General features: G+C 45.6%; 17 protein-coding genes. 9 read left to right on the plus strand and 8 right to left on the minus strand.

All coding sequences use genetic code 11. The annotated features are described in order from the left end of the window. Positions 1-1,206, plus strand: a complete 1,206-nt coding sequence (locus OEU88_RS15430; RefSeq protein WP_262696108.1) for a CCA tRNA nucleotidyltransferase — start codon at positions 1-3, stop codon at positions 1,204-1,206. A gap of 9 nt (positions 1,207-1,215) precedes the next feature. On the opposite strand, the gene OEU88_RS15435 is transcribed toward OEU88_RS15430, so the two are convergent. From OEU88_RS15435 to OEU88_RS15450, 4 genes are all read right to left on the minus strand, one after another. Then, positions 1,216-1,794, minus strand: a complete 579-nt coding sequence (locus OEU88_RS15435) for a lipid-binding SYLF domain-containing protein (RefSeq protein WP_262696109.1) — start codon at positions 1,792-1,794, stop codon at positions 1,216-1,218. A 93-nt stretch (positions 1,795-1,887) separates the two neighbouring features. Then, the gene (locus OEU88_RS15440) at positions 1,888-2,319 is read right to left on the minus strand and encodes a YqaA family protein (RefSeq protein ID WP_262696110.1); all 432 of its coding nucleotides are present in this window, start codon (positions 2,317-2,319) and stop codon (positions 1,888-1,890) included. Between the two features lie 6 nt (positions 2,320-2,325). Then, positions 2,326-3,192: an oxygen-dependent coproporphyrinogen oxidase gene (hemF, locus tag OEU88_RS15445; protein WP_262696111.1), complete on the minus strand. Its 867-nt coding sequence runs from the start codon at positions 3,190-3,192 to the stop codon at positions 2,326-2,328. Between the two features lie 22 nt (positions 3,193-3,214). Beyond that, complete coding sequence (locus OEU88_RS15450; protein WP_262696112.1) at positions 3,215-3,679, minus strand: tRNA (cytidine(34)-2'-O)-methyltransferase; 465 nt, start codon at positions 3,677-3,679, stop codon at positions 3,215-3,217. A gap of 283 nt (positions 3,680-3,962) precedes the next feature. Between OEU88_RS15450 and petA the strand changes: the two genes are divergently transcribed. The 4 genes from petA to OEU88_RS15470 all read left to right on the plus strand — a co-directional run bounded on the left by petA (position 3,963) and on the right by OEU88_RS15470 (position 7,236). Beyond that, positions 3,963-4,517: a ubiquinol-cytochrome c reductase iron-sulfur subunit gene (petA, locus tag OEU88_RS15455; RefSeq protein WP_262696113.1), complete on the plus strand. Its 555-nt coding sequence runs from the start codon at positions 3,963-3,965 to the stop codon at positions 4,515-4,517. Positions 4,518-4,528: 11 nt separating this feature from the next. Continuing rightward, on the plus strand, positions 4,529-5,800 hold the full coding sequence (locus OEU88_RS15460) for a cytochrome b (RefSeq protein WP_262696114.1): 1,272 nt from the start codon (positions 4,529-4,531) through the stop codon (positions 5,798-5,800). 11 nt (positions 5,801-5,811) lie between these two features. Beyond that, the gene (locus tag OEU88_RS15465; protein WP_262696115.1) at positions 5,812-6,603 is read left to right on the plus strand and encodes a cytochrome c1; all 792 of its coding nucleotides are present in this window, start codon (positions 5,812-5,814) and stop codon (positions 6,601-6,603) included. Positions 6,604-6,792: 189 nt separating this feature from the next. Further along, positions 6,793-7,236 (plus strand): cupin domain-containing protein, encoded by a 444-nt coding sequence (locus tag OEU88_RS15470; RefSeq protein WP_262696116.1) that lies wholly within the window; start codon positions 6,793-6,795, stop codon positions 7,234-7,236. 22 nt (positions 7,237-7,258) lie between these two features. Here the strand turns inward: OEU88_RS15470 and OEU88_RS15475 are convergent, their stop codons facing one another. From OEU88_RS15475 to OEU88_RS15485, 3 genes are all read right to left on the minus strand, one after another. Beyond that, a complete protein-coding gene (locus OEU88_RS15475) occupies positions 7,259-7,561 on the minus strand; it encodes a dATP/dGTP pyrophosphohydrolase domain-containing protein (protein WP_262696117.1) in 303 nt (100 codons plus the stop codon). 8 nt (positions 7,562-7,569) lie between these two features. Continuing rightward, a complete protein-coding gene (locus tag OEU88_RS15480; protein ID WP_262696118.1) occupies positions 7,570-8,016 on the minus strand; it encodes a hypothetical protein in 447 nt (148 codons plus the stop codon). A gap of 155 nt (positions 8,017-8,171) precedes the next feature. Next, positions 8,172-8,660: a MarR family winged helix-turn-helix transcriptional regulator gene (locus OEU88_RS15485; RefSeq protein WP_262696179.1), complete on the minus strand. Its 489-nt coding sequence runs from the start codon at positions 8,658-8,660 to the stop codon at positions 8,172-8,174. A 155-nt stretch (positions 8,661-8,815) separates the two neighbouring features. On the opposite strand from OEU88_RS15485, the gene OEU88_RS15490 reads away from it, so the two are divergent. Beyond that, positions 8,816-9,694 (plus strand): branched-chain amino acid aminotransferase, encoded by an 879-nt coding sequence (locus tag OEU88_RS15490; RefSeq protein ID WP_262696119.1) that lies wholly within the window; start codon positions 8,816-8,818, stop codon positions 9,692-9,694. A gap of 45 nt (positions 9,695-9,739) precedes the next feature. Here the strand turns inward: OEU88_RS15490 and OEU88_RS15495 are convergent, their stop codons facing one another. Continuing rightward, positions 9,740-10,156 (minus strand): helix-turn-helix domain-containing protein, encoded by a 417-nt coding sequence (locus tag OEU88_RS15495; RefSeq protein ID WP_262696120.1) that lies wholly within the window; start codon positions 10,154-10,156, stop codon positions 9,740-9,742. Between the two features lie 246 nt (positions 10,157-10,402). Between OEU88_RS15495 and OEU88_RS15500 the strand changes: the two genes are divergently transcribed. From OEU88_RS15500 to ligA, 3 genes are read left to right on the plus strand one after another with little or no spacing between them, the layout of a single operon-like run. Then, positions 10,403-11,179, plus strand: a complete 777-nt coding sequence (locus OEU88_RS15500) for an outer membrane protein assembly factor BamD (protein ID WP_262696121.1) — start codon at positions 10,403-10,405, stop codon at positions 11,177-11,179. A gap of 23 nt (positions 11,180-11,202) precedes the next feature. Beyond that, positions 11,203-12,879: a DNA repair protein RecN gene (gene recN, locus OEU88_RS15505; protein ID WP_262696122.1), complete on the plus strand. Its 1,677-nt coding sequence runs from the start codon at positions 11,203-11,205 to the stop codon at positions 12,877-12,879. Then, complete coding sequence (gene ligA, locus OEU88_RS15510; protein WP_262696123.1) at positions 12,880-15,255, plus strand: NAD-dependent DNA ligase LigA; 2,376 nt, start codon at positions 12,880-12,882, stop codon at positions 15,253-15,255. Positions 15,256-15,286: the final 31 nt, after the last annotated feature.

The raw sequence follows: 15,286 nt of genomic DNA on the forward strand, positions 1-15,286 counted from the left end.
ATGACTGTTAACGATCAGCTATTTCTGCGAAATGGCGAATTGCCTGCATGGGTGTCATCGAAGTTTAGTAAGAAGATTTTTGGTGCTTTAGGCGTGCAAAATGTGCGCTTTGTCGGTGGTGCTGTACGTGACGCTATACTTGATGTTTCCGTATCTGACATTGACATGGCAACTACTCACAAACCGGATGCTGTTGTGGATAAACTCAATGCTGTCGGATTGAAGGTTATTCCAACTGGATTGAAGCACGGTACTGTTACGGCAGTGTTTGGCGACGAAATGCGTGAAATAACAACGCTTCGAGTGGATCAACAAACCGATGGCCGCCATGCTGTCGTTTCTTATACAGATAATTGGTTTGTTGATGCTGAACGCCGGGATTTTACCATAAATGCGATGTATTTATCTGCGGACGGTGCACTTTATGACCCCTTTGATGGTCTTGCCGATCTTAATGCTCACCGCGTGCGTTTCATTGGTGACCCAACTAAACGAATTGAAGAAGATGCGCTGCGTATCCTTAGGTTTTATCGTTTTTCTAGCCGTTATGCTGATAATATTGACCATGAAGGTCAAAGGGCGTGCAGAAGTGCTCGTGATAAAATCAAAACGTTGTCTACTGAACGTGTCCGTGATGAGCTGCTGAAACTGTTATCTGGTACATCGCCGCAGCAGGCTCTTATGGCTATGTTTGAGTCAGGGGTTAGCGAGAGTATTTTCCCTGATGGCTTTGATGCCCTCGAATTGCTCGAACAGCTAGAGTACGATGATCAAAGCAAAGTACATACATCGGCAATTACACGCCTTTGGTTGTTGGCTGGGGAAGATTCAACTCCTGCACGCCTCGCCAGTAAATTCAAGCTTTCAGGCGCGCAGAAGAGGCACCTTAGTCAGGTCGCGTCGATACATGCTGAAGGCAATGCTCTGACTGAAAAACATATCAGGCAGCTTTTCTATAGCTTTGACCCGCTAACTGTCTGTGAAGCTGTGTATTTAATGCGCGATAACGCCTTAACGTCATGTGTTCATGAACAAGCTAAATACTGGGAACAAAAAACGCTTCCTGTTTCTGCGCATGACTTGATGGCGCTGGGGCAGGAGGCAGGGCCTGGCTTGGGTGATGCACTGAAAAGTCTTGAAACAAAATGGCTGGATAGCGATTTCTCACTATCCAAAGAAGAGCTGTTAAACTTGATAACTAGCTGAGAGATTAACTTACAAGCCTTTGTTTAGCTTTTTGTCTTTCCAGTATTTAGTACCTTGAATAGTTGCTTGTAATACAAGGCCATTTTTTGTGAATTGATAAATGCTTACTTTTTTGCGAACAGAAGCAGCTTCTCCAATTTCACCGCCAACATCGTCTGCGCGTGCTGCTGCATCGACTTCACCAGAAAGGTCCCAGCCTTTGTTTACGAAGCTGTCAAAAGCACCGCGGTCATGAAAGATAAAAACAGCACGAAAATCTTTTAGGCCCAAGCCAATACCGACACCAGCAGAGCCCATTTTCATAAATGTTTCTTTTCCTGATGCATTGTCATAGGCAACACCGCGACCACCTTCTGCGGCAAAAAGAACAACATTAATGCCAACATTCTTAAATACAGCATAACCAACAGCTTCATCAATTTCTGCATTGGCTTGAGGGCGTGTTTCAAACAACTCTGTTAGCACGTCTTGACGCATCTCGCGGATTTTTGCCCGTTTTTCTTCAGGTGTATCTGCAAGAGCACTTGTTCCCAACAACAATAAGCTCATTGTGGATGCTATAATTAATGAGACGCTTTTCTTAAGCATAGAATGAACCCTTTTAAATTTGTGACGGTTGTAATTTCTATAAAGATAAAGGCATTTTTACGGCGAAGAAATCAATAGTCGGCTGATTCACAATCACAGAACAATGATCACGATTATGCTATAACGCAGTGTTTTCCCAAGCGTTACCAGCAGCAAAAACGGCAAAAATGGAACCCTTAATACACCAGCGATTAAAGTTAATGGATCGCCAACTATAGGTAACCATGCAAACAATAGCGACCAAATCCCATATTTTCTGAAATGTAATGAAGCCTTTTCTATTTTATCAGGTGTAAATGGAAACCATTTTCTGTTTTCAAATTTCGTTATTTTATGACCTAGCCACCAATTAACTATTGAGCCGATTACATTGCCAGCAGTTGCAAACAGCAGCAACAACAGCGGATGTCCATTGCCACTTTTTAAAAAGGCGGCAAGTGCAAATTCTGATAGCGCCGGTAATATCGTAGCGGCCAGAAAAGCATTCCAAAACAGGGTGCCGTATACAGCAAGGTCATGCATCATGAAGTATTACGGCCATTTAGCCTCTGGCGGTAATGACATCAAGATAGCTTCAACATTACCGCCTGTTTTCAAGCCAAATGTTGTGCCGCGGTCATAGGCCAAATTAAACTCAGCATAATGTCCGCGATAAATGAGCTGTGTTTCACGTTCCTCGGCAGTCCATGGTTCGTCCATATGCTGCCGGACGAGAGAGGGGTAGATATCTAAAAAAGTGCGACCTACATCTTGTGTGAAAGCAAAGTCATTATCCCAGCTGTCTGTGGCCAGCTGATCATAGAAAATACCGCCTTCACCGCGCGCTTTCTGGCGGTGAGGTATATAGAAATATTCATCACACCATTTTTTGTATTTCTCGTAATAAGCAGGATCGTGACGATCACAGCAGTTTTTAAAGGCCGTATGAAATTCATCTGTATCTTTGGTGTTTGGTAGGGGGGCGTTAAGGTCTGCGCCGCCGCCAAACCAGCTTTTTGCGGTGCAGATAAACCGCGTATTCATGTGAACAGCAGGCACACGCGGACTGTTCATGTGTGCGACAAGAGATATGCCAGTTGCAAAAAACGCAGGGTTTTGATCTGCTCCTGGTATATTTTTGGCAAATTCTTCAGTGAACGTGCCAAATACAGTCGAGATATTAACACCAACTTTTTCGAAAACACGGCCACCTTTCATAATGGACATCACACCACCACCGCCCGGCGCCCCATCTGCCTGATTTGTGCGATCCCAGTTTTTGCGTTTAAACCGGCCTGCAGGTTTTTCTGACATTAAGCCTGTATTGTCATCTTCAATCGCTTCGAAGCTGGCGCATATCTGGTCGCGCAATTCCTTGAACCAGGCTGAGGCTTGTAGTTTTTTCTGTTCTATATCCATGGGAGTTACTCTTAAAATACGTTCAGGTGTTGTGAGGTAATAGTGCTGTTTGTCTTAGAGCTTCACCTAATACCATTGACATAGCCACTGCAACGTTGAGTGAGCGCACATTCGGGTTCATAGGTATGGTAATGCATGCATCGGCATGTTTGTGTACAAAATCGGGCGCCCCGGCAGATTCGCTGCCGACCATCAAGACATCATCAGGTTTGAATGAAAAGTTGGTATACGCCATGTCGGATTTTGTCGTTAAGAGAATCGTACGGCGATTGTTTGTTTCTTGCCAACCCTTGAACGCATTCCACTCAAGGTGATGGTGAATATCGACAAAATCGGCATAATCCATTGCATATCGCTTAACTGCCTTAGTTGAAAAGGGAAATCCGCACGGTTCAATTACGTGAACGGGCGTATTCATACATGCACCAAGGCGCAAAAGCGTGCCGGTGTTGGGTGGTTGATCAGGCTGAAACAATGCAATATCCATGGCGGGGAACCTATAGTGTCTGGTTGATAGGATCAACGACAGACAATTGTGCACGAAATTTTAACGGGTTTTTTCTATATTTTGGCTATAAACGCTTGCCTCTTGAGGCGTAGGCGACTAAACAAATCCCAAATTCGGGATGGTTCTAGGGGACTTTCCGCAATCCTTGCTTTGTGGACAGTGCGTCTGTGTGACGCATTACTATGAGACAAGGGTTAGATAGAATAGGGTCCACGCCGATAGGCGAAGGTCTTTTATATCACTTCCTGTCAGGGAATATTAAATGAGCACACTTGAGACGACAAACCATGAAGAAGAAGGCGTTTCACGCCGTGATATGCTTCATGTAGGCGCTGGCGTTATGGCTGGCGTTGGTGCGGTAGGGGCTGTTTGGCCATTTATCGATCAAATGAATCCTGCGGCTGATACGCTTGCGTTAGCGTCTGTTGAAATCGACATTAGTCAAATTGAAACAGGTGCGGCCGTTGTTATTACATGGCGTGGTAAACCTGTATTTATCCGTCACCGGACCGCAGCTGAGATTGAAGAGGCGCGTACCGTAAATGTGGCCGAGCTTCCTGATCGTCAAACAGATGATGAGCGTGTGCTTGCAGGTAAAGACGAATGGCTTGTTGTTCTCGGTGTATGTACACACCTTGGTTGTGTGCCGCTTGGAACCAAGTCTGGTGACGACAAAGGTGAGTACGGCGGTTGGTTCTGCCCATGTCATGGGTCCCATTATGATACATCAGGTCGTATTCGTAAGGGTCCTGCACCTAAAAACCTTGAGGTGCCTGAGTATGCATTCCTCAGCGACACAACATTGAAAATCGGGTAGGAGGATAGATCATGGCTGAATGGGAATCCGTGAAACCTGAAAATAAGGCGTTATCTTGGTTTGAGGAACGCCTTCCGGTTTTGTCTTTGATGAACAACGTTATGGGGCCGGGCACACCGACGCCTCGTAATCTGAATTATGCTTGGAACTTTGGTTCTCTTGCTGGTTTGATGTTGGTGATCCAGATTATCTCAGGCATTGTGCTTGCAATGCACTATGCTGCTAATACAGGCATCGCTTTTGATAGTGTTGAGCGCATCATGCGCGATGTTAACTATGGTTGGCTGATCCGTTACATGCATGCCAATGGTGCATCCTTCTTCTTTATCGCTGTATATATTCATATTTTCCGCGGCCTTTATTATGGCTCTTACAAAGCGCCTCGTGAAGTATTGTGGATGTTAGGTCTTGTTATCTTCTTGCTGATGATGGCAACAGCATTCATGGGTTACGTATTGCCTTGGGGGCAGATGTCTTTCTGGGGTGCAACAGTTATTACCAACTTGTTCTCAGCGGTTCCTGTTGTCGGTGACAGCATTGTGACGCTGCTTTGGGGCGGTTTCTCGGTAGATAACCCAACACTTAACCGTTTCTTTAGCTTGCACTACTTACTACCGTTTGTGATCACGGGTGTTGTGATCCTTCACCTGTGGGCAAAGAAGGTTTCAGATAGTGGTAACCCGCTGGGTATCGAAGTAAAGTCAAGCGCAGACCAAATTCCGTTCCACCCTTATTACACAATTAAGGATGCGTTTGGCGCTGGTGTGTTCTTCTTGTTGTTCGCAGCATTTGTTTTCTATATGCCAAATACACTTGGGCATCCTGATAATTATATTCCGGCTGATCCGCTCGTGACACCAGACAGTATCGTGCCTGAGTGGTACTTCCTGCCATTCTATGCGATCCTACGCTCAATTACCTTTGATATCGGTATTCCAGGAACCGACATCATCTTTATTGATGCCAAGTTGCTCGGCGTAATAGCAATGTTCTCGGCGATTATTGTGCTGTTCTTCTTGCCATGGCTGGATACGAGCAAGGTGCGTTCAACTAAATTCCGTCCGATGTATTTCTGGTTTTTCTGGATATTGGTTGCAGATATGGCGTTGCTTACCGTTGTAGGCGGTAAAAAACCCGAGGGAATCTGGCCACTCTTAGGCTTGATTGGAACCTTCTATTATTTTGCACATTTCCTGGTAGTGCTGCCGCTTCTCGGTAAAATTGAGAAAACGCTGCCATTGCCGGAAAGCATTTCCAATTCAGTATTGAAACCGGCAGAGTAAGGGTAAGAATAATGAAAATGATAAAAAACATTACAGTTGCCCTAACAGTTGGTGTTGCCGTTTCAATCAGCGCTATGGCTGCTGGTGCGGGTAAGCACCCTTTGCAAGTTGAGTGGTCTTTCGATGGTCCATTCGGCAAGTTTGATCGTGCGTCAGCACAGCGTGGCTGGCAGGTTTACAAGCAGGTTTGCGCAGCGTGCCACAGCCTGAAGTACTTTCGTTTCCGCAATCTCGCAGAAATTGGCTATGACGAAGACATGATCAAAGCGTTTGCTGCTGAATATGAAGTAGCTGGCGATGTTGATGATTTTGGTGATCCAACAACACGCAATGCTTTGCCTCAGGATGTATTCCCAAGTCCATTTGCCAACGACAATGCTGCTCGTGCGTCAAATGGCGGCGCATTGCCACCAGATCTTTCGCTAATGGTGAAGGCGCGTCATGATGGTGCCAATTATGTGTATAGTTTGCTGACGGGCTATGAGGATTCTGCGCCTGCAGGTTTTGATCTGACAGACGGTAAATATTACAATGAGTATTTCAAAGGTGCCCAGATTTCTATGGCGCCGCCATTATTTGCGGGTTCCATTGATTACGAAGACGGCACAGAAGCTTCTGCCGACCAAATGGCAAAAGACGTTGTTATGTTCTTGACATATGTGTCTGAGCCTTCGCTGGAAAAACGTCACCAGATGGGTATTAAAGTACTGTTGTTCCTTCTGATGCTAACCATTCTTCTCTACATGTCCATGAAGAAGATTTGGAAGCCAGTTAAAGAAGGTAAGAACTTCTACGAAGACTAAGGTTTCGTTGCATGAAATTATTAAAAGGGCTGCCAATTTGGCGGCCCTTTTTCGTCTCGGCACGACAAATGTTTATCTGAAAGTTGCCGTAGTTCTATGAAGCGGCACAGCCGTTGTATTGACAGAAAGCGCGCCTACCATAAACTGGAAAATATTACGCCTATGCCAGCAAATTTTAAGGAACTAACTATGAAGAAGTTTATCTTGTTAGGTATTGTTATTTTCAGTTTTGGTGCATCAGCTACTAATCAGACAATTGAAGACCTTGTTAAGACACATGACGAGATTGTTTTTCAACCTGCTCCGGAGTTTGAAGGGCTTGAAGTAGCGCTTATAGCTGGCAACCCGAATGCCCCGGGGCCTTATGTTTTGCGTGCAAAATTTGCTGCAGGCATTTTGTCAAAGCCGCACTCCCATGATCAGATACGTCATATTACCGTTCTGAAAGGTATATGGCACTTTGGTCTTGGGCCAAGTGGCAGTTGTGATGGCACAAAGCCTATTAATGCTGGTGGCACCGCCTTACATCCGAAAGGTGTTGTTCATTATGACGGCGCTTGCGGCAGCGAAACCATTGTTGAAATTACTGGCATCGGTCCTGTGAAAACAACATTTGTGAAACCGGCACAATAAGGTTTTCCGTACGCGTAAGCTTTTACTTTATATGGCTACCAGTACCGTCGCCTTTGGATTGCCACTGACGCGCTCTGTTTTCTTGCATTTTTTCAGTAACGGCCTGACTGGCATCAAGCTCATGAATATGAAGAAGACGGTATAACAAGATCAAAACATCTGCGGCTTCTTTGCTGATTTCTTCAGAGTTACCTGAGATGACAGCTTCTTCTAATTCATCCAGCTCTTTGCGAGCGCGACTGACTAGAGCCTCTGGCTTGTCTACTTTGCCAAAGGTTGCATCCGCCCATTCGGTGATTGAATGCTGGGTTTCAGTTTTGACCATCTGGCCTCTCAACCTTTCTTATATTGATAGTCCACGATACAATCACTAGGTGCGCCTGCACCTAAATCAACAAAGTGCATATCGCGAATATGGCCTAGTTTCCTGTCAGCTTCATCACGTTCCACATCAGTATGGGCGGGGCGTCTGCCATAGCCGTAAACCAATAGGAAACAAACCTTTCCGGTGTCATCACTTAAGGGAAATTGCATTGTTTCAAAAACATAGCTGATGTTTGACGGTGTAGAAACCATATCTGCAACGTAAGCACCGCAAGGCTGGTTAATTATGATTGTGTGATAGGCATTGAGAGCTTTACGTGTTTTCTCGTCTGCCACCATGTCATAGTAATTACGGACATTTTTATTAAGGCCTGAAAGGCGCTCTATTTCGGAGCCAGAGAAAAGCACATCAAGTTGACAGGGCCCTTCATAGCGAAACAATGCAATATTTGCCATAAGCGCCCCCATTAATTTGGGGCTGCAATCTTTCTTTGAAGGTAAAAACGAATGAGATGACCGTGGCAAATTATGCCAACAATCAAGAAAAGCTTGGAAATTTTGTTGTTCTTCCATATGCACTTTTCGCTCAATGCGAGGCCGCGTGTCCAGTGTTACTTTCCAATTTGATTTAATACGTGTCCTTGTTCATCTTCATCAACAATATTCAACAGTACTTCCCAAAACCCAGAAACGGCTTCAGGACCGGCTTTTTTATAAGCCTCTGCAACACGACTTCTCTGTGTGGCAAACAACTCTTTTTCGAATAGCTCACCCTTATCTGTTAGATGCAGCAGTCTTTGTCGTCGATCTTGTTCGCCTGTTTTTTGAACGATATATCCTTCATCGACAAGTTGGCCGAGTACGCGAGACAGGCTTTGCTTTGTGATGCGTAGTAATTTTAATAATCCGGACACTGTTGTGCCAGGGTTGCGTCCAACAAAGTAAAGAACACGGTGATGCGCACGCCCAAAGTTTGAGGTTGCTAATATTTCGTCAGGATCACGTGTAAAATCTCGATAAGCAAAGTATAGCAATTCAATACCACGGCGTAATTCTTCTTCGCGCAGGTACAAATTGGATTGCGGTAATTTATGTTGCATTGTCACCTTGTTGCTCACTTTAAATATTGATGCCTAACATATGGCAGCTTTGTTGACACAATAGGGGTGCGCTGATACGTAGATCAAGGAAAAATAGATGCCGCGAATACACTAACGTACGTAAACGGCAATCATTCAATTGTGGAGTATAGACGATGGCTGCAGAGCCCTATGATGATCGCGACGGTTGGATCTGGATGGACGGTGAATACGTACCTTGGCGTGACAGTAAAGTTCATATCCTAACTCATGCATTGCACTATGGTGGTGCTGCATTTGAAGGTCAGCGCGCGTATAATGGACGTATATTTAAATTGGAAGAGCATACAGACCGCCTTTTCCGATCTGCTGAAATCTTAGGTTACAAAGTACCGTTCAGTAAAAATGAAATAAACGACGCTTGTAACGAACTACTCGTCAAGCATGAGTTTGTCGACGCGTATTGCCGCCCCGTTGTTTGGCGTGGCAGTGAAATGATGGGTATTGCGGCACAGCAGAACACAATTCATGCGGCTATCGCTGTTTGGCAGTGGCCTTCGTATTTTGCGCCAGAAGCCCGCCTCAAAGGCTTGCGCCTTGACATTTCCAAGTGGAGGCGCCCTGCGCCGGATACTGCGCCAACTGACGCTAAGGCGTCTGGGCTATACATGATTTGTACAATCACAAAGCATGCAGCGGATGACAATGGTTACGATGATGCATTAATGCTGGATTATCGCGGACAAATTGCTGAAGCTACTGGTGCTAATATCTTCTTTGTTAAAGATGGTGAGCTGCACACACCGACACCTGATTGTTTCCTTGATGGTATTACGCGCCGTACTGTAATTGACTTGGCGCGGGCACGCGGACTGAAGGTAACAGAGCGCGCTATAATGCCGGAAGAAATGGAAGGTTTTGAGCAGGCGTTCCTAACAGGAACCGCTGCAGAGGTTACGCCATTGTCTGAAATTGGTCCGTATCGGTTTGAAGTTGGTGATATTACCAAGACGCTCATGACTGATTACGATACACTCGTTCGCAGCGGTGGTTAATGAGCCATTCGCTGTAATTGAGAGAAGTTTAACGCCCCAGCAGCATTAGTTGCCGGGGCTATTTTTTTCACTTTCCTGTACGGCTTGAACCAGATCTGCCAATGCTTGCCGTAAACTTGAAGGCGGCATTGCGTCTATTTCCGGCAGCAAATAATCCAGTTCATCAATCTTGCCTTTGAATAATATTTCACCAGGTGGCAAACCTTTGTAAAAAAAGCCGACGTCAACTTTGAGGATATGAGCAAGCATAAACAGTCTGCCTGCGCTTATTCTGTTTTGTCCGCTTTCATATTTTTGAAGCTGTTGATAGGAAACGCTTAGTATTTCGCTAATATCCTGTTGCGAAATGTCCATGGAACGACGCCTGTCGCGAATACGTTTTCCAACGTGCTTGTCGATAAAATCCGCTTTTCTCGCAGTGCTGCCGTCTACTCGGCTTTTCTTTGTTGAGCGATCGCTCATATAATTTTCTTCCCCCAAAAAGAAAGCAATAAACAACTGGTCGTGATTCCCGTTGGCCTGTCAGTTAAGCTGTGCTAGAAAATCTCTTGGCCAGCGTTGAAACCATGTGTGCACGCAACATAATGTATAAATTATACTAATGGTTGTGTGTATGTGTGACAACAAATAAATTAGTAATCAGCTAGGGCTGACGAGTAACTGGAGTATGTGGCGGCTATGGATTCCACCCGGCTTAAAGCAATTATTATGAGTGCATTATCTATTGTACTTGTTGCATGTAGTTCCAACGATGAAGATACATACGTCGCACGAGACGTAGAGGTTATTTACAACTTTGCTTATGATGCGTTAGAGCGAAAGCGTTACCGGTTAGCAGCTGCAGGTTTTGATGAAGTTGAGCGTCAGCACCCATATTCTGTATGGGCACGCCGTGCACAGTTAATGGCAGCATACTCGGCGTACATGAGTAATCAATATGATGACGCTGTATTGGCAGCGCAGCGTTTTCTGCAATTGCATCCGGGCAACGCGTCTGCGCCGTATGCATATTACTTAATTGCTCTTAGCCACTATGAGCAGATATCTGATGTAGGTCGTGATCAGGAAAAGACCGAAGAAGCTGAGGTTGCTTTGATTGAGGTTATTCGTCGTTTTCCTGAGTCTGAGTATGCGCAGGATGCACAGCTAAAACTTAACCTTACGCAAGACCATCTGGCTGGTAAGGATATGGAAGTTGGGCGCTTTTACATGCAGCGCAAAGAATATCTATCTGCAATCATTCGTTTTCGCCGTGTTGTTGAAAAATACCAAACTACCAGCCATGCGCCGGAAGCTTTACACCGATTGGTAGAAAGTTATCTTGCGCTCGGTATTACTGATGAAGCACAAATGGCTGCTGCTGTTTTGGGACATAATTTCCCGGAGAGCAAATGGTATCGCTTCAGTTATTCACAGCTAGTAGATGGTCGTTTGTCGCCAGAAGCCAAGAGCAATTCATGGCTTTCTGCCATTTGGCCATTTTAAACCAGTTAATTTAGGGGGAAGGGATGCTGACCAGCCTCAGCATTCGAGACATTGTTCTAATCGACAGATTGGCACTTCGCTTTTCTGATGGCTTAAATGTGTTAACTGGTGAAACTGGTGCCGGTAAATCGATACTACTCGATAGTTTAGGGTTGGCTCTGGGAACAAGAGCAGATCGAGCCCTTGTGCGCCGAAATCAAGAAAAAGGTACTGTGTCTGCGTGCTTTACAGTCGCTAAAAGTCACATCGTTTGCAGTAAATTGGATGATGCAGGACTTGATCACGGTGACGGTGAAATTGTTCTTCGGCGTCAAATCACTGCGGATGGGCGCAGCAAGGCGTGGATTAATGATCAACCGGTTGGCCAAGCCTTATTAGCCGAGGTTGGCGCGTGTCTTGTAGAAATTCACGGACAACATGATGATCGCGGTCTATTGGATGCTTCTGCCCATCGTAATTTGCTTGATGAATTTGCAGGCCTTGCTTCGCTTAAGGCTGATATGTCGCGTGCTTATTCTGCTTATCAAGCCGCATTAAAAGAAGAAGCACGTATTAAAGCCGAGATTGCGGAAGCGCGTGTAGACGAAGAATATATTCGTCATGCAGCTGAAGAACTGGCGGCATTAGCACCTGAAGAAGGTGAAGAACAAATTTTAGCTGACCGACGGGCGTTGATGATGCAGGGAGAGAAATCTGCTCAGGAGCTAGCTGATTTCCAAAAAACATTAACGGCGCACGGTGGTGTTGACGCGACAGTTCGCGGTGTTATTCGCAGAATGGCACGCCTTGATGGAGCCTTGGCTGAGCGCCTAACAACTACATTTGAAGCACTTGACCGCGCAGCAGATGAGCTTGCCGTTGCAACAGATGCGCTGGGTCGTGTTATTGCGGATGTTCACTTTGATGGGCAAGAACTGGAACAAGTGGAAGAAAGATTGTTCGAGTTTCACCGTATTGCGCGCAAGCACAATTGCCAACCAGCAGAGTTGTTGTCATTAGGGCAGGGGTTGTCTGCAAAACTTGATACGATAACAGGCAGCGAAGATGTACTGCGGGCCGCAACACAACTGGTTCACGACACAAGAGAAAGTTTCCATGCTCTCGTAAAATCTGTGTCGAGTGAAAGGCGTAAAATTTCTGAACAGCTTGATTTGCAAGTTAACAATGAATTGCCTGCACTGAAGCTTGAGAAAGCAATCTTCAAAACTGATTTGGAAGCATTGCCTGTTGAACAATGGAATGAATTAGGTGGTGAACGGGTTGTTTTCCAAGTGAAGACAAACGAAGGCACCCCTTTTGGCCCAATGGTAAAAGTGGCATCTGGCGGCGAGCTGGCTCGTTTCATTTTGGCGTTAAAAGTTGTACTTGCCAAAAATACATCAGTGCCCGTCATGGTTTTTGACGAGGTTGATCGTGGTATAGGTGGGGCCACGGCAAGTGCTGTCGGGGACCGACTGAAAAAACTCACGGTTCGTTCACAGGTACTTGTGGTTACTCACAGCCCTCAGGTTGCGGCGCGTGGGGATATTCAGTTTCAGATTAGTAAAGATGATATTGATGGCGATACGAAAACATCTGTTGGTGAATTGTCTGATGTAGAACGTAAGGAAGAAATTGCTCGCATGCTTGCGGGCGCGGAAATTACTGACGCTGCTCGCGCAGCAGCTGATCAACTTTTAAATAGTGGCGATAGTGCTTAAATGAGTGAACAGACGCAAAAACCTGTTGATGAACTTAGTGAAAAAGAAGCAAGCCGCGAACTAGCGATACTAGCGATGGAAATCGCTAACCATGATGCATTATATCACGGCGATGACGCGCCACTGATTTCAGATGCTGAATATGACGCGCTACGCCGCCGCAATAATGAAATTGAGGCGCGTTTTCCTGCACTTGTACGAAGTGATAGCCCTTCCAAAAAGGTTGGGGCATCAGTTAAGCAAAGCAAATTTGAAAAAGTCTCTCATGTGCGGCCTATGCTGTCGCTTGACAATGCATTTAATGATGATGACGTGCATGAATTTGTTGCGCGGGTAAAACGGTTTTTAAATTTGGGCGAAGCTGATGATGTTTTGCTTACCGCAGAGCCCAAAATTGACGGACTTTCCCTGGCGTTGCGTTATGAAAAAGGCGAATTAGTACTTGCTGCAACACGCGGTGATGGCCAAATTGGTGAGAATGTTACACAAAATGCCCGCACTATTGATAATGTTCCCCATAAACTAGCTGGAACCAATATTCCTGAAGTCGTTGAGATTCGCGGTGAAGTTTATATTGGCAAAACGGATTTTCTGGCGTTAAACGCACGTCAGGAAGAAGCTGGCGGTAAGGTATTTGCTAATCCGCGTAATGCAGCGGCAGGGTCGTTGCGGCAACTTGATCTCAGCATTACAGCGTCCAGGCCACTTAAGTTCTTTGCTTATGCGTGGGGTGACATAAGTGACCTGCCATCAGATAGCCAAATGGGAATGGTCGAACTTTTCGACAGTTGGGGACTGGCTGTTAACCCATTGATGAAACGCGTTAATGGGTCAACGAATGCCGTTGCTCATTACCGGGAGATTGAAGCGAACAGAGCCGCTCTTGATTATGATATTGACGGGGTTGTTTATAAAGTGGACAGGCTCGACTGGCAAAGCCGACTTGGTATGGTGGCACGTGCGCCGCGCTGGGCAATCGCGCATAAATTTCCGGCTGAAAAAGCAACAACAGTTGTAAATAAGATTGATATTCAGGTTGGGCGGACAGGAGCCTTGACGCCTGTGGCAAAACTGGAGCCTGTTACGGTTGGTGGCGTTGTTGTCTCAAACGCGACGCTTCATAATGCCGATGAAATTGAACGGCTTGGCGTACGTGTCGGTGACACGGTTGTTATCCAGCGAGCAGGAGATGTCATTCCGCAAGTTGTATCCGTGATGACTGACCGGCGGCCAGATAATAGCACGCCGTTTGAGTTTCCTGTTGAATGTCCGGTGTGCGGATCAGCAGCTGCAGCTGAAGGTGACGATGTTGTTGTGCGGTGTACGGGCGGGCTTATTTGTGCTGCACAGCGAGTGGAGCGGTTATCTCATTTTGTCTCACGCAACGCATTTGATATTGACGGGTTAGGCGAGAAACAGATAACACAGCTGTTTTCACGCGACTGGGTTCATGCGCCTGCCGATATATTTAAGCTCGCGGTACGCAATGTTAAAGATGAAAATCCGATGCAAAAATGGGATGGATGGGGCGACCTGTCTGTCAGCAATTTGATGCAAGCGATCGAAGCACGCAGAAGTATAGACTTCCATCGTGTTTTATTCGGTTTGGGTATTCCTTCAATTGGGCAAGAAACAGCAAAGATTTTGGCGCGCCATTTCAAAAATATTGATGGTTTTGTTACGTTTCTGGAACACTCTCTCTCGATTATTGAACAAACAGACCAGAAAATGGATGCACAGGATATATCATCTCTAAATTATGTGTTGATGCGTCTTGGGCATTTAAAAGAATTTCAAGCTATTATTCAACCGCGTGATTTGTTTGATTCTGGCGAAGGCCTTCTCGAACTGGTGCATGCGCGTGTGCAACGTATCGAGAGTGGTGTACTGAAGGGTGATAATCTGAAAGTAAGTCATTTGCAGCGTGTTGCAGATTTTGCCAAGACGCCGGAAAAAGCTTCAATTGTGCCATCACTGTTTGCCCTTTATGAGCATAATCAGGAGCTTGCCAGCATTGATGGGATAGGTGTTGATGTAATTTTGAATCTTGAAGATTTTTACTTTGAACCGCAAAATCGTGCAGCTCTTATGGATCTTCTATCTGAATTACAGGTTATTGAAGCAGCAGAACAAGCAAGTGATAGCCCTGTGTCAGGCAAAACTGTTGTGTTTACAGGTTCTTTAGTGGAGCTTACACGTGCTGAAGCAAAAGCGGGCGCAGAAGCACTGGGCGCGAAAGTTGCTGGCTCGGTTTCCAAAAAAACTGATATTGTTGTTGCAGGACCTGGTGCTGGTTCGAAGTTGAAAAAAGCACAAGAGCTGAACGTTAAAACAATGACAGAAGATGAATGGATTGCATTTATTGCTTCAAAATAAAATGCCGACTCTTTATCTGAAAATCAAAACT

It is taken from the genome of Kordiimonas aquimaris (assembly GCF_025574485.1).
In the GTDB taxonomy this organism is placed as follows: Bacteria; Pseudomonadota; Alphaproteobacteria; order Sphingomonadales; family Kordiimonadaceae; genus Kordiimonas; species Kordiimonas aquimaris.

What these genes read in the sequence shown, in the direction of transcription:
- petA (WP_262696113.1), top strand. Translation starts at nt 3,963, where the DNA reads ATGAGCACACTTGAGACGACAAACCATGAAGAAGAAGGCGTTTCACGC.
- OEU88_RS15470 (WP_262696116.1), top strand. Translation starts at nt 6,793, where the DNA reads ATGAAGAAGTTTATCTTGTTAGGTATTGTTATTTTCAGTTTTGGTGCA.
- OEU88_RS15435 (WP_262696109.1), bottom strand. Translation starts at nt 1,794, where the DNA reads ATGCTTAAGAAAAGCGTCTCATTAATTATAGCATCCACAATGAGCTTA.
- OEU88_RS15485 (WP_262696179.1), bottom strand. Translation starts at nt 8,660, where the DNA reads ATGCAACATAAATTACCGCAATCCAATTTGTACCTGCGCGAAGAAGAA.
- OEU88_RS15500 (WP_262696121.1), top strand. Translation starts at nt 10,403, where the DNA reads ATGAGTGCATTATCTATTGTACTTGTTGCATGTAGTTCCAACGATGAA.
- OEU88_RS15460 (WP_262696114.1), top strand. Translation starts at nt 4,529, where the DNA reads ATGGCTGAATGGGAATCCGTGAAACCTGAAAATAAGGCGTTATCTTGG.
- recN (WP_262696122.1), top strand. Translation starts at nt 11,203, where the DNA reads ATGCTGACCAGCCTCAGCATTCGAGACATTGTTCTAATCGACAGATTG.
- ligA (WP_262696123.1), top strand. Translation starts at nt 12,880, where the DNA reads ATGAGTGAACAGACGCAAAAACCTGTTGATGAACTTAGTGAAAAAGAA.
- OEU88_RS15475 (WP_262696117.1), bottom strand. Translation starts at nt 7,561, where the DNA reads ATGGTCAAAACTGAAACCCAGCATTCAATCACCGAATGGGCGGATGCA.
- hemF (WP_262696111.1), bottom strand. Translation starts at nt 3,192, where the DNA reads ATGGATATAGAACAGAAAAAACTACAAGCCTCAGCCTGGTTCAAGGAA.
- OEU88_RS15495 (WP_262696120.1), bottom strand. Translation starts at nt 10,156, where the DNA reads ATGAGCGATCGCTCAACAAAGAAAAGCCGAGTAGACGGCAGCACTGCG.
- OEU88_RS15490 (WP_262696119.1), top strand. Translation starts at nt 8,816, where the DNA reads ATGGCTGCAGAGCCCTATGATGATCGCGACGGTTGGATCTGGATGGAC.
- OEU88_RS15440 (WP_262696110.1), bottom strand. Translation starts at nt 2,319, where the DNA reads ATGATGCATGACCTTGCTGTATACGGCACCCTGTTTTGGAATGCTTTT.
- OEU88_RS15430 (WP_262696108.1), top strand. Translation starts at nt 1, where the DNA reads ATGACTGTTAACGATCAGCTATTTCTGCGAAATGGCGAATTGCCTGCA.
- OEU88_RS15465 (WP_262696115.1), top strand. Translation starts at nt 5,812, where the DNA reads ATGAAAATGATAAAAAACATTACAGTTGCCCTAACAGTTGGTGTTGCC.
- OEU88_RS15450 (WP_262696112.1), bottom strand. Translation starts at nt 3,679, where the DNA reads ATGGATATTGCATTGTTTCAGCCTGATCAACCACCCAACACCGGCACG.
- OEU88_RS15480 (WP_262696118.1), bottom strand. Translation starts at nt 8,016, where the DNA reads ATGGCAAATATTGCATTGTTTCGCTATGAAGGGCCCTGTCAACTTGAT.